Here is a 25381-nt window from a genome sequence, read left to right as displayed (position 1 = left end):
TGACAGCCTCTTTCACACGACAACCACACGCGATTGTGATGAGGCTAGGAGCAGATCCTTACGCTTTCTCTAATCAAATCATCAACTTAGATACGTACAACTTCTTCCGGAATGATCCGATTGCAAGGGTTGCCAAGGGTGCCACGCAGAGGCCGTCGCACGACGCTCCTCTTCATAGGCATCATGACCTCCCCCTGTCGGAACCGGCGAAGCGCTCTGCTCTGGCAATGCTCGCTCTTTCTCAGGTCTGGAGGTCGGTGCGCTCCACCTTGCCGACAAGCGTCTCGAACAGGGCACGGATGGCGCTCTGGGTCTCGCCCAGCTCGATCTCCAGATGCTGAAGATTGGGGGCGCCGGCCGCCCGGATCAGCAGGTCGAGCACCCCGCGCGGGGCCTCCGCCGCCTTGAAGGCGCCGGGCAGACACATGCGCAGGATCTGCGTCAGCTTGTGATAAAGCCGCAGGGCCTGAAGCAGCTGGTCGGCCTGACCGGAGTCGAGCGCTCCGCCATCGCGCAGCCCCACCAGGGCCTCTTCCGTGTTCTGGCGGAACAGGTCCGGCCGGCCGGTGCCCTCGGCCAGCTGGAGGAACTGGGTGATGAACTCGATGTCGACCAGACCGCCTGCGACCTGCTTCAGGTCCCAGATGTCCTTGCTGCCCTTTTCCGCCTCGATGCGGGCGCGCATGGAGCGGACTTCGTCGGCAAGCGCCTGACGATCCCGCGTCTTCGACAGGGTGGCGCAGATATGGGCGCGGATCTTCTGCTTGAACTCCGGCGAGGTGGTCGCGATCACCCGTCCCCGGGTCAGGGCCATGTGCTCCCAGGTCCAGGCCTGACGTTCCTGATAGTCGATGAAGCCAGCGAGATTGGTGGCGAGCGGGCCGGAATTGCCTGAGGGCCGCAAGCGGAAGTCCACCTCGTAGAGGGTGCCTTCCGCCGTGGGCGCTGAAAGGGCCGAGACCAGGCGCTGGGTCAGGCGGGTGTAATATTGCGTCACCGGCAAGGGCCGCTTGCCATCGGACTGGGTGGCGTCCTCTGGGGCCTCATAGAGCAGGATCAGGTCCAGATCGGAGGCGGCGGTCATCTCGCGCCCGCCGAGCTTGCCCATGGCCAGCACGGCCAGCTCGCCGCCGGGGATCCGGCCATGGCTCTCGTCCACATGATCGATCACCCGCGGCAACAGCCCTTCGATGATGCATTCGGCCAGCCGGGCGAGCGCATCGCCCACCTTGTCGGCCGTCAGCGTGTCGGAGATGAGGCGCAGGCCGATCAGGAAGATCTGCTCCTGGGCAAAGATGCGGGCCCGGTCCAGCGCCTCCTCGTAGAAACGCGCCTGCGCAAGCGTCCGCTCCAGCCCGGTGCGGAACTCCTCCGGGCTCGGCATGGCGCCGAAGAAGGCCGGATCGAGCACCGTGTCGAGCACATGCACCCGGCGCGACACCGTCTCGGCGAGGCGCGGCGCGGCGCCCATGACGGTGGCCAGGAGGGTGAGGAGCTCCGGATTGGATTTCAGCAGGGAGAAGAGCTGCACCCCGGCGGGGAGCTTGGCGAGGAAAGCGTCGAAGGTCCGCAGGGCGGCATCCGCATTGTCGGTGAGGCCCAGGGCCTTGAGCAGGACCGGATGCAGCTCGGTGAGGAGTTCGCGCGACTTGGTGGAGCGGGTCGCCGCATAGCGACCGAAGTGCCAGGCCTTGACGATGCTGGCAGCTTCTGCCGGCTGGCGATAGCCGAGACCTGCGAGGGTTTCGAGCGTATCCGGGTCGTGATCGTCGCCGGTGAAGACCAGATTCCCCAGTTCGGAGGAGAGCTCCGGCTCATCCTCGAACAGGGCGGAATAATGGCCCTGCACCCGGCGCAGGCGTTCCTCGAAGGCCTGCTCGAAGGCTCTCTGACTGTCGAAGCCCATCAAAAAGGCGATCTTCTCCAGGCCTTCGTCATCCTTCGGCAGAAGCTGGGTCTGCTCGTCGTTCATCATCTGGATGCGATGCTCGACATTGCGCAGGAAGACATAGGCCTCCTCCAGATCCGTGCGGGTTTCCTCGCGGATCCAGTCGGCCGCGACAAGCGCCTTGAGCATGTCGAGGGTGCGCCGGCCGCGCAGCGCCGGATTGCGGCCACCGGCGATCAGCTGCTGGGTCTGGACGAAGAACTCCACCTCGCGGATGCCGCCGCGACCCAGCTTCACGTTGTGACCGGCCACGGCGATGCGCGCATGACCCTTGTGGCGGTGGATCTGCCGCTTGATCGACTGCACATCGGCGATGGCAGCAAAATCAAGATACTTGCGCCAGATGAAGGGAACGATCTCCTTCAGGAACCCCTCGCCCGCCGGAAGGTCGCCGGCGCAGGGCCTGGCCTTGATGAGGGCTGCGCGCTCCCAGTTCTGGCCGAGGCTCTCGTAATAGGAAAGGGCCGCCGGCACGGCCATGGCAAGCGGCGTGGCACCTGGATCCGGCCGCAGGCGCAGGTCGGTACGGAAGACATAGCCTTCTGCGGTGCGGTCCTGCATGATCTTGATGAGGCGCCGGGTCAGTCTGACGAATTCGACGGAAGGCTCCACCCCATCGGCCACCGGGGTCACCGCCGGATCATAGAGCACGATCAGGTCGATGTCGGAGGAGTAGTTCAGCTCCTGCGCGCCATGCTTGCCCATGGCGAGAATGATGAAGCCGCTGCCGAGCTCTGGCTTCTCGGGATCGACCGGGGCGAACTTGCCCTTCGCCGCCAGCTCGGAGAGCAGGAACCGCAGGGAGGCGTTGAGCGCCGCATCGGCAAAGCCCGCCAGCCCACCGGTGACCACGTCCAGATCGATCGCACCGGCAATGTCGGCCAGACCCAGTGTGAGGGCCAGATCCTGCTTCATCAGGCGCAGATCACGCATGAGGTCGGCTTCGCTCGTCACCCGAAGTTCGCCCGCACGGGCCAGAAGGGACGCCACACGCTCGCGGGGATCGGCGGTCAGGATGCCGGTCAAGCGCGCAACATTCTGCAGGGACAGGTCGCGCAGGAAGGGAGAATTGGCAAAGACGCCCTTCAGGAAGGGCTCGATCGAGGGTTGGTCGGCAATGAGCCCCGCCAGAAGCCCCGCCTGATCCTCGGGGGCCTGCGCGTCCTTCTTCAGAAGATCTTCCAGAAAGAGTTCGGCACGGCCGGCCGCACAGGCGTGGGGGATCACCTCCAGGGTGTCGATCAGTCTATGCCCCATGATCCTCAACTTCCCTTCCGGCGCTCCGCCTCGATGTTCGTCTCCTGCGCCACGACTGCGGCAGCAGCAGGTGCAGGCTTCAGGTCCAGTTCAGCCCGCAGGCCCGGTGCGGCATCGGCCAGCCGCAATTGTCCGCCATGGAGCTTTGCGATGGCATTGACCAGGCTCAAGCCCAGACCATAGCCCGGCTTCGTCCGGCTCTTGTCCAGACGCACGAAGCGGTCGGACACCCGGTCGAGATCCGCGCTGTCGATGCCGGGACCGTGGTCGCGGACAAAGACCGCGATCCGGTCGCCCTCGCGCCGGGCACCGATCTCGAGCTGCGGCGCGGTCTCCTCGTCGCAGCGACCGTATTTCAGGCTGTTCTCGATCAGATTGACAAGCCCTTGGGCGATGAGCTCCCGGTTGCCCATCACCGCCAGCCCCGGTTCGGCGACAAGGGTCAGCGTGCCGCCCTCGTCTTCCAGCACCGGCTGATAGAGATCGGCAAGCTCCTCGACCAGCGCACCCAGATCCACCCGATCCAGACCCGCCTCGGGCGACATGGCCTCGACCCGGGCAATCCGCAGCAGCGCATCGAAGATCCGCAGCAGGCCGTCGCTTTCGTCCAGCGCGCCCTCCAGCGCCTCGCGATAGTGGGCCTCGCTGCCGCTTTCGCGCAGGGCGGTCTCCACCCGGGTGCGCAGCCGGGTCAGCGGCGTCTTCAGGTCGTGGGCAATGTTGTCCGTGACCTCGCGCATGCCCTGCATGAGCAGCTCGATGCGGTCCAGCATGTCATTGAGATTGGAGGCAAGACGGTCGAACTCGTCGCCATTTCCGGCAATCGGCAGACGGCGGCTGAGGTCCCCTTCCATAATGGTCCGGCTGGTTGCGGCCATGCCGTCGATACGCTTCATCACCCGCTGGCTGACGAAGAACCAGGTGGCACCCGCCATGAGAATGACGGAGATGAGCCAGAACTGAAGGGCATCGGAAAAGACGGTGGCAAAGCGCTGCTGTTCGCCGAGGTCTCGCCCGACCAGAACCCTGTAGCCGCCGCGCAACTCGAAGATGCGCACCAGAGCCTCGCGGCTGTCCTCGCCCTCGCCCGCACCCGAACGGGTGTAGCGCATGCGCCGGACGTTGGATCCGGTCTCCTCCAGCACCACGGTCGGCAGGCGGGAGATGTTGCCGACCAGGGGATTGCCGGCGAAATCCATCAGGAGATAGAGGGAGGCGTCGGGCTGGCGGGCCCGACGCTCCATGCTTTCCACAAGGGCCCGCACGCCACCGCGCAGATACTCGTCGCTCAGGCCCCGGATCTCCGCATCCACCGTCTGCACCACCTGGGCTGCCATGAGCTGGTTGGTGGTGCGCGACAGATAGATCAGCAGAAAGCCCGAGAGGGCCGTGAAGACGACAAGGTAGAGCAGGGACAGCTTGAAGGCCGTCGTGCGGATGAGCCTAGTCAGCCATGTCACGGATCGAATACCCTGCTCCGCGGATGGTGTGCAGCAACGGCCGCTCGAAATCCTTGTCGATCTTGCCGCGCAGGCGCGAGACATGGACGTCGATGACGTTGGTCTGCGGGTCGAAGTGATACTCCCAGACGTTTTCCAGCAGCATGGTGCGGGTCACGACCTGGCCGGCGTGCTGCATCAGATATTCGAGCAGACGGAACTCGCGCGGCTGGAGCGTGATCTCCTTGTCACCCCGCCGGCAGGTGTGGGACAGGCGGTCGAGCACCAGATCGCCGACCTTGTAGGTGGTGGCAACATCGCCGCCGGCCTTGGGGCGACGGCCGAGGGCTTCCACACGGGCGAGCAGCTCGGTGAAGGCATAGGGCTTGGGCAGATAGTCGTCGCCGCCGGCCTTCAGACCCTTCACCCGGTCATCGACCTGGCCGAGAGCAGACAGGATGAGCACGGGCGTCTGATCATTCTTGCGGCGCAGGGTCTCGATGACCGACAGGCCATCGCGCTGCGGCAGCATCCGGTCGACGATGAGAACGTCATAGGTCCCGTCGAGAGCCATCTCCAGACCGGTCTCACCGTCCTGGGCGAGATCGGCCAGATGACCCACTTCCTTCAGTCCCTTGGCGAGGTAAGCCGCGGCTTCGCGGTCATCCTCGATGATCAGAATGCGCATCATGACTTCCTTTTAAACTCTCCCAGACCAATGACAATCCTCCCCCGAAAAAGAACTCCGGCGGCAGGTCCTTCTCACGGGACCAGCCGCCGGCAGATCGGTTACCCAGGGTGATGAAGGGGCGTCGGGAGCCCTGGGCACCGGGTCCTGCAAGGATCGGTGCCCTTGCAGGAAATGCGTGAACGAGGAAATCGTTCAATCAGGAGATGCAGAAGCCACTCACCCCAAGTTCATGGGAAGGGCGACAAACTGCGTGGAGTTCTCCCGCTCCACCCGGAAGAGAACGGCCTTTCGGCCTTCCTTTTCCGCCTTCTTTACGGCGGCCTGCACGTCGGCCGGGGTCTTCACGTCCTCACCTGCGACCGTCAGGATGCGGTCGCCGGGGCGCAGGCCCTTTTCGGCAGCCGTGCCATCCGGGGTCACTTCGGCAATGACCACGCCATTGCCCTCAAGCCCCGCCTCGGACGCCGTCACGACCGAGAAGCCGAGATCCGCGAGCGACGTCTCGCCGCTTTCAACGGGCGCGGCGGCTTCCTGCTGGTCGGTGTCCTGCAGGCGGCCGAGCTTGACCTCGATGTCCTTCTCCGCCCCATCGCGCCAGACGGTGACCTTCACCTCCGTATCCGGGGAATAGGCGGCGATCATCTTGGACAGTTCGCGCGGTCCGTCGACGGTGGCCCCATCGACCGCAAGGATCGTGTCGCCGGACTTCAGGCCTGCCTTGGCGGCCGGGCCGTCGGCCTGGGCTTCGGCCACGATGGCGCCCTTGGCTTCCTTCAGGCCAAGACTTTCGGCGATGTCCTCGGACACGCCCTGAATCTGCACGCCGAGCCAGCCACGCACCACGGATCCACCGTCCTTCAGGTCCATGATCACGTCGCGGGCGGTGCTGGCCGGAATGGCGAAGGCAATGCCCACGTTGCCGCCAGAGGGCGAATAGATGGCCGCGTTCACACCGATCACCTCACCCTTCATGTTGAAGGCCGGGCCACCGGAATTGCCCCGGTTCACGGGAGCGTCGATCTGCAGGAAGTCGTCATAGGGGCCGGCGCCGATGTCACGGCCACGGGCCGAAACGATACCGGCCGTGACCGAGCCGCCGAGGCCGAAGGGGTTGCCGATGGCCACGACCCATTCGCCCACGTTCGGCGTGTCGTCCGCGAACTTCACGTAAGTGAAGTCGTGATCCGCATCCACCTTGAGCAAGGCGAGGTCGGTGCGCTTGTCGGCGCCGATCAGCTTGGCGTCATATTCCTTGCCGTCGTCGGTGACGATGGTGAACTCGGTACCCTTGTCGATCACGTGATGGTTGGTGACCAGATAGCCGTCTTCACTGATGAAGAAGCCGGAGCCCTGGGACATGCCATACTGGTGCGGCCGCTCGCGCTTGTCGCCGTCAGACGGGGCTTCCTCGCCGAAGCGACGGAAGAAGCGATAGAGCGGATGGTCCTTGGGCAGATCCTGGAAGAACTCGTTGAAGTCGCCACCGCCGTTGAAATTCATCATGCGCGGTTCGATTTCCTGCTTCACCCGGACGCTGACCACGGCCGGCTGAACGGCAGAGACAACGTGGGAGAAGTCGAGGGGAGCCGCCGTCTCGACCTTGACCGGATCGGCGAGCGCCAGGCTCTGGGGAAGGACGGTCTGGGTGCCGACAATGCCTGCGATCCCGAGCGCCATCGCGCCAGCCATCAGGCGGCCGCGGGTGGTGCGCATCAGCGGGGTCTTGGAAGCGTTTCGCGGAGAAGTCATTGGTGCAGTCCTCACAAGAAGTTGGTCGAAACCCGAACTTTGGTCCCGGGCGGCGATCTGCGGTCGAAACCGTTCGCCGCTCTGGCTGAGGCTGAATATGGGGCGGTCTGCCTTACGGATCCCTGTCGGCGAGATTAAGCTTTCGTAATGTCGCGAGATTCCTGAAAACCTGAAGAATTACTGTCCTGTGCGAGGCCCGCGACGCGCAGAGGCTGCCCCTTTCAAGGGCTCGCCAGATCGCCTTGGCAAGGTTCAGGGAAAGATGAGGGGCGCCGCGCCGGGGCTCCAGGGGGCGGGACGGCCCATGATACGGGCGAAACGCGCGGAGGATTCGAAGCGCTCCAGCGCCGCTGAAAGACGCTCCCAGGGTTCGCCGTCGAACCAGTCGCGGTCGACATTGGCGAACTGCCGCAGGAAGGGAAGGAAGGCGAAGTCGCCCAGAGCGCCCTGCGAGCCGAAGAGAAAGCCGCTTTCGCCGAGCCGCGCATCGACACCGCGAAGGAAGTCAGACGCAGCCGCGCGGGCCTCCAGCGGATCATCCTGCGGAAAGCGCGGCGGATATTTGTAGCAGTCAAGCGCTGCCTTGAAGGGCCCATCCACCTCACGCACAAAGGCGAGCATGGTGTCGAGGACCGCAGTCCCCTCCTCCGCAGCAGTCCGGGGCCCGAGCCAGCCTTCCGGATCATTGATCCCAAGCGCCCAGAGCATGATCTCCAGGCTTTCGTCGAGCACGCGGCCATCCGTGTCGCGAAGGCACGGCACCGTGCCCGTGGGGCTCGTGGCGAGGAACGCTTCGGGCTTGGCCCGCAGCACCACTTCGCGCAGCTCGACCTCGACACCGGCACTGGCAATCGCCAGCCGGGCGCGCATGGCGTATGGGCACCGGCGGAAGGAATAGAGGATGGGGCGCGTGGCGCTCTCCTCGCCGTCGCGGCGGACGCCGGACGCCTGGGCAGGGCTTTCAGGGGGATCGGACGGCAGGCTCATGCCCCTCTCTTCCCTTGCGCAGGCCCACGGGTCAAGGGGCGATGCAGCTGTGGAACAGACATTCCCGGCTGGCACCTGACCCTCGTCAAATATGACGAGATGCCTCTGACTGTTCTGCGAAGATGACTACCAGCAAATACGTAAGTCGTTTCTTGGATGTAAATCTCACGATTGATTTAGCGATTTCGCAAGCATCTTTGGCAAGGATGCGACTTCAAAGAAACGACAAGAAGAGACCCGATCCGATGCTCATGTCCCTGGTAGACCTGGCCCGTGAAAGCTCCAGCGAGAAGCGCCGCGAGCTGCTCGGGCACGTGACCGCGCTCTTCGTGGCCGGGGCCGAGCGCTATACGGATGAGGAAAAGACCCTGTTCAACGGGGTGATGAAGCGTCTGGTGGATTTCGTCGAGGAGGGCGACAAGGAAGCCCTGGCGGAAGAGCTGTGCACCGTCGACCAGACTCCGCATGATCTCGTCATGCAGCTCGCCAACGAGAACATCGCCATTGCCCGCTACATGCTGCAATATTCCCATGTCCTGACCTATGCGGACCTGATGCATTTCGCCAAGACCAAGGGACAGGGCCATCTGCTCGCCATCTCCAAGCGCGATCACCTGGAGGCCCGGCTGACCGACGTGCTGCTCGAGCGGGGCGAGTTGCCCGTGCACCGATCCGTCGCCGCCAACCCGGGCGCCGAGCTCTCCGACTGGGGCACCCGTTTCCTGATCAAGATCGCCGACACGGACGAAGATCTGCGCGAGAACATGCTCGTCCGGCGCGATCTGACGCCAGCCCATTTCGACAAGCTGATCGGACAGCTTCCCGAGCCCCAGGGAAAGAAACTGCGTCAGCTCTACAAGAACAACGAGAAGCTGGTGGAGGCTCTGTTCCACGAGGCCAGCCAGGTGGTTGCCGCATCGAGGCTCGACCGGAAGAAGGCGCGCATCAACACCAAAGTTGATCTGCGCGACATTCGCGATGGCCGGCGCGACCTGAACAAGGTCTTCACCGAATACACCCTGTCGAGCAACCTGCTCGATCTCTCCTTCCTGCTCGCCGACCTTGCCGAGCTGGAACAGAAATACGTGATCAACGTCATCCTGCGCATGGAGATCGACGGGATCGCCATTGTCTGCAAGGCGCTCGGCATCGGGGAGACCGAATTCGGGACCTTCTGCAAGGCGCGCTGCGGCCTGCTGAAACTGCCGACACCGATTGCCGACAACTGGATCTCCGATTATCGGGTGCTGAAGCGGCAGGATGCGGAGCGGGTGCTTCGGTTCCTCAAGGTGCGCCTGAAGGCGATGGAACATGAGGAAGCCCTGCGTCAGGCCTCCTGAGGCCGACAGGCTCGTCTTGCCTGCACCCGTCTTGCCGTCAGGACCTCGCGGAGGTCTCGGAGGCCGGATCAGAGGCGGCGCGCGGCCCCATCTGATCGAGCAGCGCGTTGAGGCGCGCCTCTTCGTCCGCAGACAATGCGGCTTCGGCCTGTGGTGCGTTTCGACGGCGGCGCAGGGCGACCATGAGCGCGACGATCCCCACCCCGAGAGCCAGAGGCGGCACGCCCCAGAGGATGGCGTTGTGCCAGGCAAAGCGCGGCTTCAGCAGCACGAATTCGCCGTAGCGCGCGACAAGAAAGTCGATGACCTCGCCATCCGTATCGCCGGCCTTCAGTCTTTCGCGCACCAGCACTCGCAGGTCCTTGGCCAGTTCCGCGTCACTGTCGTCGATGGACTGGTTCTGACACACAAGACAGCGCAGGCCTGCGGAAAGATGCCGGGCACGCGCTTCAAGTGCGGGATCATCGAGCACCTCGTCCGGGCTGACCGCCCAGGCGCTCGTCGTCAAACCCGGCACGGGCAGCACGGCAGGGCTTGCGAGGGCCAGCGCAAGTGCGACGGCCATGGCACGCAGGCGACATCCGGAACGGGATCGGTGCAGGGACATCTTCATCTCCGGTCTATTCCGCAGCTGCGGGCAGTGCGGAACGGCTTTTGCTGCGGCTGCGAGCCGCCGTGGGCGCTCCCACCCGCAGGCGGCGGTCGAAGATCGACACCAGCCCGCCAAAGGACATGACCACGCAGCCGATCCAGATCAGGGTCACGAGCGGCTTGAAATAGACCCGCACGTCGACACCACCGTCGCCCCGCGCTTCGCCAAGCGACAGATAGAGCTGGGAGAAGCCGGCCGTGTGGATGCCGGCCTCGGTCGTCGGCATGCGGCTTGCCTCGTAGATGCGCTTGGACGGTTCCAGCCGGTCCACCACCGCGCCGTCCTTGCGCAAGGTGAAGAGACCGACATCCTCCTGGAAGTTCGGACCGCGACGGGGCGCGACCCCGTCGAAGGTCACGTCATAGCCGGAGAGCTCCACCGTCTCGCCCGGCCGCATGGTGAGGATGCGTTCGTCCTGGAAGGCGGAGGCGGTGACGATGCCGAGCACGGTCATGCCGACGCCGAAATGGGCGATGGCGGTTCCCCAGGCAGACCCGGGCAGACCGACGAGCCGGGCCACGCCGCGCTTCAGCCCCACGTCAAAGAGGCGCACGCGGGTGATCAGCTCTGCGACAGCGCCGACCATGAGCCAGACGGCCAGACCGACACCCAGCGGCGCGAGCGCCGCCTTTCCACCCCAGAGCCAGTAGCAGAAGAGGATGGCCACGACCGCCAGTCCGAAGGCCGCATAGAGACGCTGGCAGGCCGCCAGAAGATCGCCGCGCTTCCACGCCAGCACCGGCCCGAAGGGCACGGCCAGCAGCAGCGGCACCATCAGCGGGCCGAAGGTGAGGTTGAAGAAGGGAGCCCCGACCGAGATCTTCTCGCCCGTCACCACGTCGAGCGCCAGCGGGTAAAGCGTGCCGATGAAGACCGCAGCGGCGGCAGCCGACAGGAAGAGATTGTTGAGAACCAGCGCCCCTTCCCGGCTGATCGGCGCAAAGAGGCCGCCCTGCTTGAGCATGGGGGCCCGCCAGGCATAGAGCGTCAGGGATCCGCCGATGAACAGCACGAGGAGGCCGAGGATGAAGACGCCGCGGGCCGGGTCGGTCGCAAAGGCATGCACCGAGGTCAGCACGCCCGAGCGCACGAGGAAGGTTCCGAGCAAGGACAGGGAGAAGGCAAAGATCGCGAGCAGAATGGTCCAGACCTTCAGGCCCTCGCGCTTTTCCATGACGATGGCCGAGTGCAGCAGGGCGGTGCCCACCAGCCAGGGCATGAGGGAGGCGTTCTCGACCGGATCCCAGAACCACCAGCCGCCCCAGCCCAGCTCGTAATAGGCCCAGTAGGAGCCCATGGCGATGCCCAGGGTCAGGAAGACCCAGGCGAGCAGGGTCCAGGGCCGCACCCAGCGCGCCCAGGCCGCGTCGATGCGCCCCAGAAGCAGGGCCGCAACGGCGAAGGAGAAGGTGATGGAAAGCCCGACATAGCCGACATAGAGCAGCGGCGGGTGAATGGCGAGGCCGATGTCCTGCAGGATCGGGTTGAGCCCCTGCCCTTCCAGCGGCGGACTGGGAATGCGCTCGAAGGGATTGGAGGTGAAGAGCAGGAAGGCCAGGAAACCGGTGGTCACCCAGGCCTGCACGCTCAGCGTCGCCGCTTTCAGGGGGGCGGGAATCGTGCTGCCGAAGAGCCCGACGAGCGCGCCGAAGAAGACGAGGATCAGCACCCAGAGGAGCACGGAGCCCTCATGGTTCCCCCAGACCCCGGAGATCTTGTAGATCAGCGGCTTGGCGGAATGGGAATTGGCATAGACATTCAGGACCGAGAAGTCGGAGGTGAGATAGGCGGCCGTCAGTCCGAGGAACGACAGGCCGACTAGCAAGAACAGACCGACGGAGACGGGTGCGGCGACCGCCATCAGCGGCCGATCCTCGCGCAGGGCGCCGACCAGCGGCAGGACCGACTGCACGAGGGCCAGCGCAAAGGCCAGCACCAGGGCAAAATGTCCGAGTTCTACAATCATCGTCCCGTCCGTCCCTCTCCGCAAAGGTCTTCCGCAGAGCCTGTTCCGGCGCCATGCTCATGCCCGGCGCGCGTCCTGCCCGTCACTGCGGATCAGTTCTGGCCCTGCCAGACGCCCTTGTCCTTCAGCGCCTCGGCCACTTCCTTCGGCACGTAGTTCTCGTCGTGCTTTGCCAGCACGTTGTCGGCGACGAAGACCCCGTCGGGGCCCACGACGCCCTCGGCGACAACCCCCTGCCCCTCGCGGAACAGGTCCGGGAGAATGCCCTGATAAGTCACGGCAATAGTGCTGGTGGTATCGGTGACGACGAAATCGACCCGCGCGTCATCGGATCTGCGCAGGGAGCCCTCCTCCACCAGCCCGCCGAGGCGGATGCGCTGGCCATGGGGGATCCCCTTCTGGACAATATCCGTCGGGGTCTGGAAGAACACGATCTGGTCGTTCAGGGCAAAAAGGATCAGCCCGGCGGCGGCTGCCAGGACCACACCTGCGGCCCCGATCAGGGTCAGGCGCTTCTGCTTGCGTGTCATAGTCTTCGCGTCCGTCCTCGTCATCGCGAGCCTCTCCGGTCTCCGTGCCCCCGCCGGAAACCGCGCTCGCCTCCCTCTCCTAAAGCCCCAGTTCCGCGACCAGGGCATTGATCTGTGCCAAGGCCTCCTGGTTGTCCACAAGCGCGGTACGTGCCAGATCCGCTGCTTCGCGCGCTGCGTCGGCGCGCCCCAGAACCGCCTGGGCCCGGATCAGACGCTGCCATTCCTCGGCACTACCGCCTTCGGAGCGCAGGCGCTCGTCCAGTCCAGCGACCATCCCCTCGATCATGGCGGTGCGATCGCCGGTTGTCATCCGGGAAGCCGCATCGACCTGGGCTGCATCCGGACCGGGCAGCGCCGGCGCAGGCGCCGTCCCCGTCAGGTCCGCCAGATGCTGCCGCGCCACGGGCACCCAGGCGGCGGTCTCGTCCGCGCCGTCCAGAAGGCGGGTCCAGGCGGCGACGGCCGCATCCCGGCTGCCGTCCTGGGTCAGGGCCAGCGCCAGGAAGAACCGGGGTTTGATGGCCTGCGGATCCAGCCGGACAGCCGCCTCGAAGGCCTGCTGGGCCGCGGCGCTGATAATTCCGTTATTGGCCACCGTCAGGGCCTCGCCCTGGCTGGTCAGGCGCCCTTCCGTCTCGCCGAGCAGGCGGATGGAGTTGCCATAGGCCCGCGCGGCATCCTCAGGACGCCCGATGCGCATGTAGACAGGAGCCACCACATCCCAGCCCTTGCCGTCCTGCGGGTTTTGCGACAGGTGACGCTCGACCCGCGCGACCAGCTGGTCCACGGACTGGTTCTCGACCGGCGCCTCAAGACGGGCCAGCAGCGGCTGATCCGGCAGATCCGGCGAGCCGAGGGTGAGATAGAGACCGAGGGACAGGAGCGGCACGAGGGCGATCACGGCAAGTGTCGCAAGGCGACGGCTGCGGCCGACGGACCGCTCCGGGGTCTGAAGGCGGCGCGTGCGTTCCTCTTCGGCAGCCAGCAGGCGGCGGGCGATTTCCGTGCGGGCGGACGCGTGATCCGCCTTGTTGATGAGCCCACGCTCAAGATCGCGCTCCAGTTCATCGAGCTGGGCGCGATAGACCTCCACATCAGCGTCGAGAGGCACGCCGGTTGCCGCCCCCGCCGGCCCTCCGTCCGAAGACAGGGCCAGGCTCTGGCGCGTGCGCGCCAGGGGCATGAGAACCGAAAGGGCAGCAGCGGCCGTCAGGGCAGCAATGGAAATCCAGAACATCATGACCCGCATATACACCCGGGGACGCCGTCAAAGGCAAGGCCCGGGGCTGTGACGGAGGGTCGCAAGATCGCCGCGAAGTGCCACTTTCAGCACTCGCTCGGAGAGGTGATCGAGAGGGACAGCGTCATGGGCCCGGCTGCTGACCCTGATCGCAGAGACCGGGGTTTCGCCGGGTCAGCGTTCAGTTCGCCGCGATTTCCCGCAGTTTCGGCTGGGTGAGACCGGTCATCGGGGCGCCCGGTGCATGCTCGCGGGCAAAGGCAATGGCGCTCTGGCGCGAGCGGCGCAACTGCTGTGCATAATCCGCGCCGTAGTAGATCTCGGAGAGCATGATGGCCACGTCGACGGCGGCGACATGGGCGTCGAGCGCCTTGCCATGCTGCTTTCGCAGTTCGGTGATGAGCGAACGGGTCACGATCTCCAGCGTCTGCTCAACCGCCTGACGGGTCCGCTTGCCGATGTCATTGACCGCGAAGGTCTCGGTGGCATTGCGCACCATGACGACCACGCGCAGGGCGCGTACCGCATCGTCGATGGCATTCTGATCGACCTTGAAGTCGCCGGCCTTGTTGAGGACAGGCACCTGCATGGACCGACGCACGGCACCATGGGCGCTCGCCAGTTCCCGGCTGACGATGTCGGAGATCTTCTTCTTGGTGTTGGACAGACGCTTGCGCCAAGTATCGGTCTGGCTCAGGTCCATGTCCAGCTCCACGCCCTTCACCAGGCTGTGGTACTCCTGAAGGGCTTGGGAGAAGGCGACCGGGTCCGGATTGCGGGTGCGGTGCGCCTCGGCCAGAATGTTGAGCCGTTCCGCCTCGCTCAAGACCATGTCGACGAAGGGTGCGAAGGGCGACTGCCCGATGACGCGGGGATCATCGGAGCGGGCAAGGCGTCCGGCAAAGCTGCAGAGGGCCGAGGGGCGGTCGGCGCGCTCCAGCAGGGCGGCTGCGACCACCGAGTTGTACTCCGGGAAGCGATGCGCTGCCTTCTCGACCATCTTGAGAATGTCGATGTCACCCTTGAGGCGACGCTCCGTCAGGCTCTCAGGCACGGCGTTGAGAAAAGGCACGAGCCAGCCTTCGGCGGCAAAGATCTTGTTGATGTCGCGCAGATCCGCCAGACCGCGTTCGCCGCCCAGTTCAATGGACAGGCGGCGGTATTCCTTCTCCGAGCTCTTGCCCTTTTCCAGCGCGGTGGAGATGGCGTCCACGGCCCGACGGCGCAAGGCGCGGACCATCGTGTCCAGCCGGTCCTCGTTCAGCTTGCCGGCCTCAACCTGACGGATGAGAATGTCGATATCGTGGGGCAATACGTCCCGGGAAATCCAGGTCCAGACCCGGTTGAGCACAGGCCGGTGAACCCGGCCCTCCTGCTTTTCCGGCAGGTGCTCGTTGATGAGAAACTCCTCCAGCGTGTGGAAGAACATGCGCGGCACGACCTCGCGCCCCGAGCGCAAGGGCGTGCTCTCGACCGGCCCGCCGCCCTTGGCGGCAGGGTCGGTGCGCATCAGCTCCACGGAGGCGGAGAGGATCAGCTCGACATGGGGATCCTTCGTGCCAGACGCCCGCTTGCGTTCCAGCGCGCGAACAAGCGTCTCCACGGCCTGCGGGCTGAGTTCCTGCAGGTAGGATCGGATCTTGTTCGTTACCAGATCGGTATGGGTCATGGTCTGCTTGAAGTCTTTCGACACACCGGTCCGCCGAGGATAGGTGCCAACACTTAAGCAATCGTTGCGAAACTGCTTCAAATGAGCCCGTGACGGGGGCAAAAATCCAAGGTGCGACAAACGGTTAGTCTGACACAGCTGACCTAGCGTCAGACATGCCGGGGAGGCCTCACCCTTGAGGGAGAATCCGCCATCCGCCGGCCTCGTCGAGACAGGCCGTGCTGCGCCAGGTCAGCCGCCGATCCTCGCTCATCATGTCGTGCACGACTTCGCGACAGGTGGTGAGATTGACCTGATAGACCGGGCCGGGCCGGACCTCGCCGCGATGGCCGGTGCGCGAATTGCTCCAGCCGATGGCAACGCCCGTCCCCCTGGTGCGCAATGCCTGCTCCTGCGCTTCCGCAACGGCCTTGTGGTCGGAGGGTTTGAGGGCCCGGCCGAAATCACCGTCCAGAAGCGCGGAGATGGCCGCACTTGCCTCCTCTTGCTTGAGGCTCACGCTCGCGCCGTATTCATTGCCGGTGACCTGAGGCCGCTCGGACTTGGACAAGCAGCCGGTCAACCCCAGAAGCAGCAGCATGACGGCTCCGACCTTGACGGACACGGCACGGGACGGGGAAAGGGACAGCGGGACCATCTGAAAGGAGCACTCCGGGTCGCGGAAGGCAGCGGACCCATCTTGGTTAAGAAAAGAATATGGCTTTCCTACGTTAAAAACGAGGTTTGGTTCCGTGATGGCCATCACATTTTGCAACGCAACGTGACAGGATCTGCGCAAGGCGCAGGGCTCGTCACACACGGCACGTCGCCCTCATCTCGCCGGCACGGAAACCGCAAGGTCAGGATACGAGGCGCTCGTCAGCCGCCGGCAGGGTCAGACGGACCGCGAGACCACCCAGATCGCTGTCGCTGAGCGCCACTTCGCCGCCATAGAGACCCGCCAGATCAACCACGATGGCCAGACCAAGCCCGGTTCCGGGCACGGTTTCGTCCAGACGCTTGCCCCGCTGCACCGCCTCGCGGCGCTGGTCCGGCGACAGGCCCGGGCCGTCGTCCTCGATCAGAAGCTCCAGAAAGGAGCGGCCCGAACGGTCGGCGGCCAGCTGGCGGACCTGAACGCGCACCTGAAGACGCGCCCACTTGCAGGCGTTGTCCAGCAGGTTGCCGGTCATTTCCTCCAGATCCTGGGCTTCGCCACGGAACCTCAGGCCTGCAGGCGCCTGCCAGTCCAGCTCCACGTCCCTGTCGCGGTAGATACGCCCCATGGCCCGCACCAGCCGCTCGACCAGAGGCTCGACGTCGCAGGCCACACCGATGACCCGGCGCTGCGCCGCCAGTCGGGCGCGCTCCAGATGATGCTGCACCTGGGTCTGCATGTGGCTCGTCTGCTCCTCGACCTTGCGGGCCAGAGGCCCCTCGGCCGAACGGGCCTCGTTGATCAGCACGCTCAAGGGCGTCTTCAGGGCATGGGCCAGATTGCCCACATGGGTGCGGGCTCGCTCGACCACTTCCCGGTTGGACCGGATCAGGGCATTGAGTTCACCGGCCAGCGGTGCCAGTTCGCGGGGCATGTCCTCGTCGACGCCGTCCATCAGGCCCTCGCGCACCTCAGCCAGCGAGTGCTGCAGGCGGGTGAGCGGCCTCAGGCCGAAGCGGACCTGCCAGAAGATGGCTCCAACGAGACCGATGCCGAGCACGGCGAGCGTTGCGCCGACCATTCCGGCGAAGTCCCGCACGTCCGAGCGGAAGCCGCCGGTCTCGATGGCGACCGAAATGACGTAAGACGCCAGACCGATGTCGAGCTGGCGGCGCAGATATCGCACTTCCTCGCCTCCGGGGCCGAGCGCAAAGCCGGAGAGGCTCGTCTCCCCCTCCGGCACGGCGGGAAGGGACAGGGCGTCACCGACCAGCGAGGAGGAGGAGAAGAGAACAGACCCGTCGGTGGACCGCACGCTCCAGTACCAGCCGGAGAGCGGCAGGGAAAACCGCGGCTCGCCAAGGGCACCGGGCGCCTGAAGGCGCAGCGCGGCGGGTTCCAGCGCCACCGGCCCCTGACCCGCGATCGCCGGACCGGCGGTCGGCGCAGGCGCAGCTGCGGCCGGAACATCCGGTTCGGGAAGAAGGCTTGCCAGGAGGATCTTGGCATGCTGGTCGAGAAGGGCGTCGAAGGCCCTTTCTCCGGCCTGCTGGTAGAGGCCGACGAGCACGAAACCGGCGAGCCCCAGGGCCAGTACCGACCAGAGGGCAGCCACCCGTACGAGCCGGCTCGCCAGAGACCCCTCGCCTTTCCGGCGCAGCATCTTCAGCGGCGCGCGCGCAGCCGATGGCGCGTCCGGATCAGGCGTCACGGGCTTCACCGAGCCGGTAGCCGAGGCCGCGGATGGTCTCGATCAGGTCGGAGCCGACCTTCTTGCGCAGCCGCCCGACGAAGACCTCCACCGTATTGGAATCCCGGTCGAAATCCTGCTCATAGAGATGTTCGGTGAGTTCTGTGCGCGAAATCACCTTGCCCTGATGATGCATCAGGTAGGACAGCAGGCGGTATTCGTGGGAGGTGAGCTTGATGGGGCTGCCGTCGACCGTCACCCGGCTGGTGCGCAGATCCAGCCGCAGGGGGCCGCAGGTCAGTTCGTTGGACGCATGGCCGGCAGCCCGGCGCACCAGGGCGCGCACCCGGGCCAGGACTTCCTCCATGTGGAAGGGCTTGGCAACATAGTCGTCGGCGCCCGCATCGATGCCCGCCACCTTGTCGGACCAGCGGTCGCGGGCGGTCAGGATCAGCACCGGCATGACCCGGCCATCCCGCCGCCAGTTCTCCAGCACGGAGAGGCCGTCGATCTTCGGCAGGCCCAGATCGAGGATCACCGCATCATAGGGTTCCGTGTCGCCGAGGAAGTGGCCTTCCTCGCCATCGAAGGCACTGTCGACCGCATAGCCGGCCTCGACCAGCTCGGTAACGAGCTGCCGGTTCAGGTCCGCGTCATCTTCAACAACCAGAAGCCGCATGAATATCCTTCTGTCAGTCTTGCAGACCCGGTATCGGGTCGGGAGGGACGGTTATCGGCTGGCGTTGATCACCACGGTGCGCACGGCGCCACCGCTGACCACCGAGACGCGATAGACATACTGGCCACCCTCGATGCAGAGTTCCGCCTTCACGATCTCGCCGCCAATCTGGCCCTTGAGGCTGCCTAAGGGCGCCGCCTGACCGCTGGCCACGGCCTGTCGCGCCTGATCCTGGGACAGGCACTGGGCTGCCGCAGGCGAGGCAAGGCCTGCAAGGGCAAGCATCAGGAAGGCGAGACTGAAGCGGTTCACGGCGGATATCCTCAAGGGTCTGGACCGGATCGGACGGCATCTGGGCGACCCCGCAAGCGCCCTGCCGAAACAGTGACCTGCGGGATCCTGCAAGGGTTCTAGACCGAAGCATCTGAACCCGACATGAACACGTCAGCACCCTTTTGCGCAATGGTGTGAAATGCTTCCGACCGCTCTTGCTGTCCGCTCCGGCGCAAATGCCCGGCCCGTCAGGCGCGTCCGCCGCGCACCATGCGCCCCACGGCCTTCATCCCATCCACCAGAAAGAGGCTGGTGACGATCGCCCCGCCCCAGTCCCGCAGGACCGGCACCTCGCTCACCTTCCAGCCGAAGTGAAAGACGCTGTCGAGGCAGACCGCCGCCCACCACAGGGCCAGCGGCAGCACGAAGGCGAGCCGCCCCAGACGGCCGGCAGACAAGAGCGTACCGTTTTCCAGTTGCAGAAGTTTGCGGGCCTCGGCGCGGCTGGCGATTTCCGCCCGGATCTCCTCCGCCGCCAGATCGGCGGCCAGCTTCCGTTCGAGGCCTCGGCTCTCGAGCCGGCGTTCCTGCATCGCGACAAAGGCCTTCAACAGGGCCTGAAGCAGACCTCCGGTGAGCCAGCCGACAATCATGAGCGCTCCCCTGCCCCATGTTCGTCCGGGAGATCTTCGAGGGGCCGGCCCTCTTCCCCCGGTGCCGGGGCGGTGACCATCCATCCCGCCGGCCCCTTCGTCACGTGCCGCAGATAGATGTTGGCCAGCGCGATGGCGACGATGATGTAGGGCGCAAGATCCGGCGGAACAACGGACTTCCAGTCCATGTCCGTGAGCTGGGTGAGGACTTCCGCGACAAGCGCGAGAGATCCGAGCAATGCGTTGACGATGATCGTCTTCCAACCTTCCATGATGCCTCTCCCTGTTTCAAACGGCAGGATTCGGCCCGCGCAGGCCGCGCGGCACCGGTCTCTTCTGGACGCGGCATCAGCGCCAGCGTGCCCCCTGTCGCGCCAGCCAGGGCACGAGACGGCCGCGATGGCGCAACGCAACACCACCCGCCAGCACGAGAAGGCCGGCGAGCACGGCCAACGCCAGCGCCCAGCGCAGGTCCGCCTCCAGCGCATGAGCCAGGGTTGCGGTGACTACCGCTGTCCCGATGCCCGCGCTCTCGCATCCCCGCCGGGACTGTTCCCGCCGAAGGGCGGCGCGGGTGGCGGGACCGGCGATGCCATCCACCACCAGCGGCGGGTGATCGCGCTGGAAATGACGCAGGGCCTGTTCCGTCTGCGGCCCCGGCCTTCCGTCCAGCGGCCCGGGGCGATAGCCCAGCCCCGCGAGCGCGCGCTGGACCTGGCGCAACTCCGGGTCCGGTCGCACAGTTGGCCGTGCGGGCGTGTTTGCCCCGTCACCTGTGCCATAGTCGCCGGTTTCCAGAAGCCGGGCTTCGTCCGCCCGCCGCCGCACCAGCCCGGGGAGCCGTCGTCCGCCCGCCGTGATCCCGGTCTTGCGCAAGAGGCGCGCTGCCTCGGCCAGACGACCTGCGGCAAGCGCCTGCCCCCAGCGCCATCCGAGCGCCCGGGGGCCGAGGTTGTAGACCACGGAGGCGCAGGCATCGAGCTGGGTCTGGGACAGGGCAGGCAGGCGCGCCGCGACGGCTGGCACCACTTCCTCTCCGGCAATTCGGCCGAGAAGCATGTTGGCCTGGGCGCGGGTGATGCTGTCTCCGACGCCGAGCCCGCGGCCGTGCAGGCCCCGCCACCAGCCGGCAAAGATGCGCGATCCCATGGTGAAGCCGTATCCGATGGTCAGGACCCCGGCCGGGTCCCTGTAGGCCCGCGATACGAACCCTTCATGGGTGCCGATGAAGACCAGTCCCTGATTGCTGATGCTCCTGCCTGTCTGCGTCATGTCGCCTCCTGCCGCTGCCTTGAGAATGACCTGTCCGTCCGCCCTCAGCCGGTGGGAGCGGCGAAGGTCAGCACATGCAGGGACAGGCGCACGGTGCCGCCCGTGAAGGCCCCGCCATTGGCGCTGACCCGCAGACGCGTCGGCGCATAAAAGGCGGTCGGCCCGATGACGCCGATGTTGCTCGCCCCTGCCGCCACACCGAGCGACCCGCCGAACTTGGACACCTCTCCCGGAACCCCCACGTCGTAGGACGTCGCACCGGTCACGGCCGCAAGCGTCCGGCTGGCAACGGCGAGCACCAGCGAGCGGTCGGGAATGAGCTCGGCCGTCTCGGCATAGGTCCCGGAGAGATCGGTCAGGTCCGTCTCGATCACCTGAACGCGGGTCTCCGCACCGCCACTGGAGCGGGCCTGGGCCTGGTCCGGCCCCACCAGATCGGCAAGGGCCCGCCAGGTGCCTTCCAGATGGACGAGGCGCAGATCTTCGTCGCGCACCAGGGCGCGAAGCCCGTCGAAGGGCTGGAAGAAGACCCAGCCCCCATCCCGCCAATGGGCAATCGCCCCCTCGGACCCGGCCCAGTCGCCACTGGCCGACGGGCCGACGAGGAAGCTCTGCCCCTCGGCTGCGACAGGCGGCGCGCTGAGGCTCCGGCTTTCGAAGAGGGCGTGGGCCAGCACGTCGAGGGTCAGCAGCGCCTCATTGTGGGTCACGTGTTTCTGCGCCTGGGAGGGTGCCAGAAGCGGCAGGGACAAACGCAAGGTCTTAGACATTCAGATCCGCCTTTCCGGGAAAGCCGCGCCCGACGGTCGCGGAGAGTTGCATGACCTGCAGCCGCAGGACGGTAAGCGGCCCGCCGAAATCCGCCAGCTCGTCGGCCGTCGCATAAAGGGCCTCAGCGGCTGAGACCTGCAGCGTGCGGACCACGGTTCCGGAAGCGCTCAGGATGTCGACCTCATAGGCCTCCGTGGTCTCGGCCAGCGGCACCTCCGTCTGGTCCCAGCCGTCGCCTCCCCTGCGGGTCTGCCGGATCCAGCTGATTTGGATGCCTCCAGGTCCGCGCTGCGCCCTCAGGTGCACCGGCGCCCGGGGGCGCAGGCCACGGCCTGTCGCCGCATGGGTCAGGGCGGTGACGCTGTCGTCTTCGAGCGACCGCCCGCCGGGCACCAGACGATAGGCAAGGGTCAGACCCAGCTGATCGGCCGACAGGGGCACCAGCGGCACCCGGTCCGGGTCGAGCAGGACCACCGCGGCCCCGATCAGACCGATCTCGCCGGCTTCCGGTTCCGTGCCCGCCTGGCCGCGCAGCAGGCCGGAGAGGCGGTAGGTGCGCTCTCCCGTCAGCTCCGCGCCGAGAAACTGCAGGACCTCGAAGCCGCCGGAAGGCTTGGCGACGGCCAGCGCGTTCAGCCCGGACAGCACGGCCTCAAGACTGCGGCTCTCCAGCACAGCGCCGAAGAGCGTCACCTCAGGCCGGGCATGACGGTCGAGATAGGCGACCGGGCCGGTCGGCAGGGGCGTGGCAAGCCGTCCCATCACCGAAGGCCGTTCGATTTCGAGGAGCGGCTGGAAGCCGGTTTGTTCCGCCGAACGCATCAGGGTCATCCCCCCGCCCCAGGGACGGGCAAAGGCGGCCAGACGCAAGGGAGCCTCCGGATCGCTGTCGCGCATGGGCGGCAGATCCAGCAGCAGAGCTTCGGCGCGTCCCAGCTCGCCGCCGGGGTAGACCGGGCCGGAGCCCACATCGAGCGCTCTCGGGACGGCGCGCGTGCCCCCCACCCTGTGCCCCTCGATCCGCCGTGCGTCCGTGTCCTCCAGGGAGCCGACGCTGACATCGAGCGCGGGAGAGAAGGTCTCCCCGGCCAGCGCCTCAAGGACCAGAAGGTCGCCGGGCTCCACATCGAGCCGCAAGGGCGACAGGGACAGTTCCACCCGCTCGCGGGCGCTCCAGATCCGGGCGAGCCGTGTTTCTGCCGCCTGTTGCAGAAGATCCGGCGCGACGGACGCCGACAGCGACAGCTCGCTGATCCGCGAGGCGCCGCGTGCGACCGCGCTTTCCGAACGGGCGAGACGCGGGTCCAGCCGTCGCGAGGCGACGACCCGGCGCTGATAGTCCCCAAGCGCACTGGCCGCCGAGAAGCGCACCTCCAACGGCATTTCACTGGCCTGCAGCCGGGTGCGCGTGAGGAGGGCTGCCCCGTCTTCCGTCTCGACCACATCGTCCTCGGTGAGCGGGACCCGAGACGCTGCGTCGCGCGGCAGGAACCGCACCTGCGTCCCCGTGTCGACCGCGATGCCATCAAAGGCTTCCAGCAGGGGTTCGATCGCCTGACGGGTCGTCGTCTGGCCGCCAATGACCAGCCCCTCGATCTGACCGGACAGGCCCTCGACCTGAAAGTCGTCCGGATCCAGCCCGTCTTCCAGCAGCATCGCGCGCAGGACGCCCGCGACGGAGACCGTGCCGAGCCGGCCGTTCAACCAGTGACCGAAACGCCAGTTGCCGTCATCGGACCAGACGTCGCCATAGAGCGGAAAGGCGGGAAAAGGCCGCGCGTCCCAGGTCCACAGATGGATATGAGCGGGATCGATCATCGGGGTGCCATCGAGTGGGGAGACCGGCTGATCGACCGGCTCCACTCCGGGGATCTGAGCCCCCCAGGCGCCGAGCGAGGCTTCAAGCGCCCGGCGCTGGATCAGGTCGTCCCGCGTGCCGCGGGAGAAATGGGGCACCGCGCTCTCGGCCGACTTGGCATCGACGAAGACATTGGGCTGGTTCGCCCCGCGGTCGATCGCGGGACAGCCCAGTTCGGTGAACCAGATGGGCTTGGAGCCCGGAACCCAGCCGGTCGGGGTGGTCAGCTCCACGCCGCCGCTGCGCTCCACGTGAGGGTTGGACCACCAGCCCGCGAAATCCTTCGCCCGATAGACGAAGGGTTTGCCGTAAGCTCCGTCGGTGATGGGGCTTCTCGTGCCCGCGATCCGGTCCTCCGGCGAGGCATAATACCAGTCATGGTCCTCGCCGCCGGTCACGCCCGCGCGCAGGTCTTCCAGATCATACCGCCCACCACCGTCCGGGCCACCCCCGTCCGGGTCGTCCCCGTCCCGCTGATCGGTCAGGGGCACGTAGCAGTCGATGCCGACGAAATCGATCTCAGGGCTTGACCAGAGCGGATCGAGGGGAAAGCGCAGCTCTCCGGCCGCCGGAACGTGGGCGCCATATTCGCTCCAGTCGGCTGCGTAGGAGAGAGACGTGCCGCTGCCGAGAACCGCCCGCACATCGGCGGCCAGGGAGACCAGACCCTGCACGAAGGGATAGGTCCCGGAGGCCGCGCGCGAGCGGGTCAGACCGCGCATTTCCGAGCCGATGAGAAAGGCATCGACGCCGCCTGCCGCCTGCGCCAGTCCTGCCAGATGGAGGATGAACCGGCGATAGCCCCAGTCCGCGCTCGATGCGCCCGTCAGAGCGACACTGTCGCCATTGACCTGCAGATCGCTTCGCGCGGCCGCCCCGAAGAAACTGGCGACCTCCGCGTCCGGATCGCTTGCCGCGACCAGACGGCCGCGCCAGGGAAAGGCAGCCTGTTCCGTGCCACCGTGGGGATCGGCGAGGCCGTTGTCCGGCGGAATGTCCATGAGGATGAAGGGATAGAGCGTCACCTTGAGGCCCCGGGCCTTGAGATCACGGATGGCAGCAATCACCGATCCATCGGAGGGCGTGCCGCCGAAGGCCGGAGCATCGGCGATGCGGCTCACGACCTCGGCCTGACCGCGGGACAGGCCCGAAACGCTCCAGGTCGCGCCATTCGTGGACTTCTCGGGGGTCTCCACCTTGGGACGCAAGGTACAGTGGCCGGCGCGCAGATCGTCGCCGAACCAGGCGACCACCAGGGCGACCCGCTCCAGTCCGGGGCAGAGTTCCTGCAGCTCGTCGAGGGAGGCCTGCCAGTCCGAGAGGGCGGAGGGCACGTGACGGTTGACGCTCTCGGTGACGCCGGGCGCCGGCGAGGCGGTCACCCGGGTCGGCTGATAGACGAACTCGCCGGCGCCGGGGATCAGGGTCACGGCGCGGATCGCGCCTTCGAGCGGTTCGACGACCCGGATCACCTCGAAGGTCAACTGTGGCAGGCGATTGCCGAAAGGCTCCAGCGGCAGGCGCTCGAAGACCACATAGGCGGTGCCGCGATAGGCGGGCGTCTCGCCCTGAACGGCCGCGATGAGCGGGTCGTGCGCCTGAGTGGCCTCGCCGCGATGAATGCGCCAGGTGAGCGTGCTGGTGTCCAGCAGCTTGCCATCGGCCCAGACCCGTCCGATCCGGGTGATGGGTCCCTCGCAGAGCGCGACGGCGAAGTTGCCGTAATAAGCATAGGAGCGCACGGTGACCCGGCTTCCGCCGCCCTTCCCGCCCTGTCGCTCCTCGCTGACCTCCTCCTCGAAGGAAGTCGCCCAGATGACCTGACCGGCGAGACGCATGCGGCCGTAGAGCCTTGGCAGGCTCGCGCCTTCGGTGGAGGCCTGGACCGACAGATCCTCAAGCCGGCTGCCCTCGACGGTGCCGGAGGATCCGAAGAGCTGGCCGTCCAGCCCGGCGCCGACGAGAGCACCTGCGGCCTTGCCGATGACGCCGCCGATGCCGCCCAGACCGAAAAGCCCGCCGAGCCCAGCGCCCAGCGCCTGGCCTGCCGCGGTGAGTAACAAGGTCGCCATCGGAT

20 protein-coding genes are annotated in these 25381 nt (G+C 66.4%); 1 reads left to right on the top strand and 19 read right to left on the bottom strand.

Annotation, left to right across the window (positions count from 1 at the left end; all coding sequences use genetic code 11):
- Positions 1-241: 241 nt before the first annotated feature.
- The 5 genes from FR728_RS04255 to FR728_RS04235 all read right to left on the bottom strand — a co-directional run bounded on the left by FR728_RS04255 (position 242) and on the right by FR728_RS04235 (position 8071).
- On the bottom strand, positions 242-3205 hold the full coding sequence (locus tag FR728_RS04255; RefSeq protein WP_149891368.1) for a bifunctional [glutamine synthetase] adenylyltransferase/[glutamine synthetase]-adenylyl-L-tyrosine phosphorylase: 2964 nt from the start codon (positions 3203-3205) through the stop codon (positions 242-244).
- 5 nt (positions 3206-3210) lie between these two features.
- Entirely contained in the window at positions 3211-4665 is a 1455-nt protein-coding gene (locus FR728_RS04250; RefSeq protein ID WP_149891367.1) for a sensor histidine kinase, read from the bottom strand.
- Positions 4649-5332, bottom strand: a complete 684-nt coding sequence (locus FR728_RS04245) for a response regulator transcription factor (protein WP_149892205.1) — start codon at positions 5330-5332, stop codon at positions 4649-4651. Before FR728_RS04245 ends, FR728_RS04250 begins: the two co-directional genes overlap by 17 nt.
- A 219-nt stretch (positions 5333-5551) precedes the next feature.
- Positions 5552-7084 (bottom strand): Do family serine endopeptidase, encoded by a 1533-nt coding sequence (locus tag FR728_RS04240; RefSeq protein WP_244304376.1) that lies wholly within the window; start codon positions 7082-7084, stop codon positions 5552-5554.
- A gap of 252 nt (positions 7085-7336) precedes the next feature.
- Complete coding sequence (locus FR728_RS04235) at positions 7337-8071, bottom strand: glutathione S-transferase (RefSeq protein ID WP_149891366.1); 735 nt, start codon at positions 8069-8071, stop codon at positions 7337-7339.
- A gap of 251 nt (positions 8072-8322) precedes the next feature.
- On the opposite strand from FR728_RS04235, the gene FR728_RS04230 reads away from it, so the two are divergent.
- Positions 8323-9411 carry a DUF2336 domain-containing protein gene (locus tag FR728_RS04230; RefSeq protein WP_208998646.1) on the top strand — a complete coding sequence of 363 codons (1089 nt, stop codon included), beginning with the start codon at positions 8323-8325 and terminating at the stop codon, positions 9409-9411.
- 37 nt (positions 9412-9448) lie between these two features.
- Here the strand turns inward: FR728_RS04230 and FR728_RS04225 are convergent, their stop codons facing one another.
- From FR728_RS04225 to FR728_RS04160, 14 genes are all read right to left on the bottom strand, one after another.
- A complete protein-coding gene (locus tag FR728_RS04225) occupies positions 9449-10018 on the bottom strand; it encodes a cytochrome c-type biogenesis protein (protein ID WP_244304375.1) in 570 nt (189 codons plus the stop codon).
- Positions 10019-10031: 13 nt separating this feature from the next.
- Positions 10032-12029, bottom strand: a complete 1998-nt coding sequence (locus tag FR728_RS04220; RefSeq protein WP_149891364.1) for a heme lyase CcmF/NrfE family subunit — start codon at positions 12027-12029, stop codon at positions 10032-10034.
- Positions 12030-12121: 92 nt separating this feature from the next.
- Complete coding sequence (gene ccmE, locus FR728_RS04215; RefSeq protein WP_149891363.1) at positions 12122-12559, bottom strand: cytochrome c maturation protein CcmE; 438 nt, start codon at positions 12557-12559, stop codon at positions 12122-12124.
- A 79-nt stretch (positions 12560-12638) separates the two neighbouring features.
- Positions 12639-13802, bottom strand: coding sequence for a c-type cytochrome biogenesis protein CcmI (gene ccmI / locus FR728_RS04210; protein WP_149891362.1), 1164 nt, complete (start codon positions 13800-13802; stop codon positions 12639-12641).
- 181 nt (positions 13803-13983) lie between these two features.
- Positions 13984-15471 carry a hypothetical protein gene (locus FR728_RS04205; RefSeq protein WP_188318788.1) on the bottom strand — a complete coding sequence of 496 codons (1488 nt, stop codon included), beginning with the start codon at positions 15469-15471 and terminating at the stop codon, positions 13984-13986.
- 169 nt (positions 15472-15640) lie between these two features.
- Positions 15641-16108 (bottom strand): RT0821/Lpp0805 family surface protein, encoded by a 468-nt coding sequence (locus FR728_RS04200; RefSeq protein WP_188318787.1) that lies wholly within the window; start codon positions 16106-16108, stop codon positions 15641-15643.
- A 202-nt stretch (positions 16109-16310) separates the two neighbouring features.
- Positions 16311-17819 (bottom strand): ATP-binding protein, encoded by a 1509-nt coding sequence (locus FR728_RS04195; protein ID WP_341872924.1) that lies wholly within the window; start codon positions 17817-17819, stop codon positions 16311-16313.
- Complete coding sequence (locus FR728_RS04190) at positions 17809-18477, bottom strand: winged helix-turn-helix domain-containing protein (RefSeq protein WP_149891360.1); 669 nt, start codon at positions 18475-18477, stop codon at positions 17809-17811. Before FR728_RS04190 ends, FR728_RS04195 begins: the two co-directional genes overlap by 11 nt.
- Positions 18478-18528: 51 nt before the next feature.
- Positions 18529-18789, bottom strand: a complete 261-nt coding sequence (locus FR728_RS04185) for a PepSY domain-containing protein (protein WP_208998645.1) — start codon at positions 18787-18789, stop codon at positions 18529-18531.
- A 209-nt stretch (positions 18790-18998) separates the two neighbouring features.
- Positions 18999-19403: a hypothetical protein gene (locus FR728_RS04180; protein ID WP_149891359.1), complete on the bottom strand. Its 405-nt coding sequence runs from the start codon at positions 19401-19403 to the stop codon at positions 18999-19001.
- Positions 19400-19675, bottom strand: coding sequence for a hypothetical protein (locus FR728_RS04175; RefSeq protein ID WP_188318786.1), 276 nt, complete (start codon positions 19673-19675; stop codon positions 19400-19402). The genes FR728_RS04180 and FR728_RS04175 overlap by 4 nt, the downstream gene beginning before the upstream one ends.
- A gap of 76 nt (positions 19676-19751) precedes the next feature.
- Positions 19752-20675 carry a glycoside hydrolase family protein gene (locus tag FR728_RS04170; RefSeq protein WP_149891358.1) on the bottom strand — a complete coding sequence of 308 codons (924 nt, stop codon included), beginning with the start codon at positions 20673-20675 and terminating at the stop codon, positions 19752-19754.
- A gap of 44 nt (positions 20676-20719) precedes the next feature.
- Complete coding sequence (locus tag FR728_RS04165; RefSeq protein ID WP_149891357.1) at positions 20720-21445, bottom strand: DUF2793 domain-containing protein; 726 nt, start codon at positions 21443-21445, stop codon at positions 20720-20722.
- On the bottom strand, positions 21438-25376 hold the full coding sequence (locus FR728_RS04160; RefSeq protein ID WP_149891356.1) for a baseplate multidomain protein megatron: 3939 nt from the start codon (positions 25374-25376) through the stop codon (positions 21438-21440). Before FR728_RS04160 ends, FR728_RS04165 begins: the two co-directional genes overlap by 8 nt.
- Between the last annotated feature and the right edge of the window lie 5 nt (positions 25377-25381).

This window comes from Roseibium aestuarii (assembly GCF_008477545.1).
Taxonomy (GTDB): domain Bacteria; phylum Pseudomonadota; class Alphaproteobacteria; order Rhizobiales; family Stappiaceae; genus Roseibium; species Roseibium aestuarii.
Note: the sequence above shows the minus strand (reverse complement) of the source record. Positions and strands in the feature narration are given on the sequence as shown.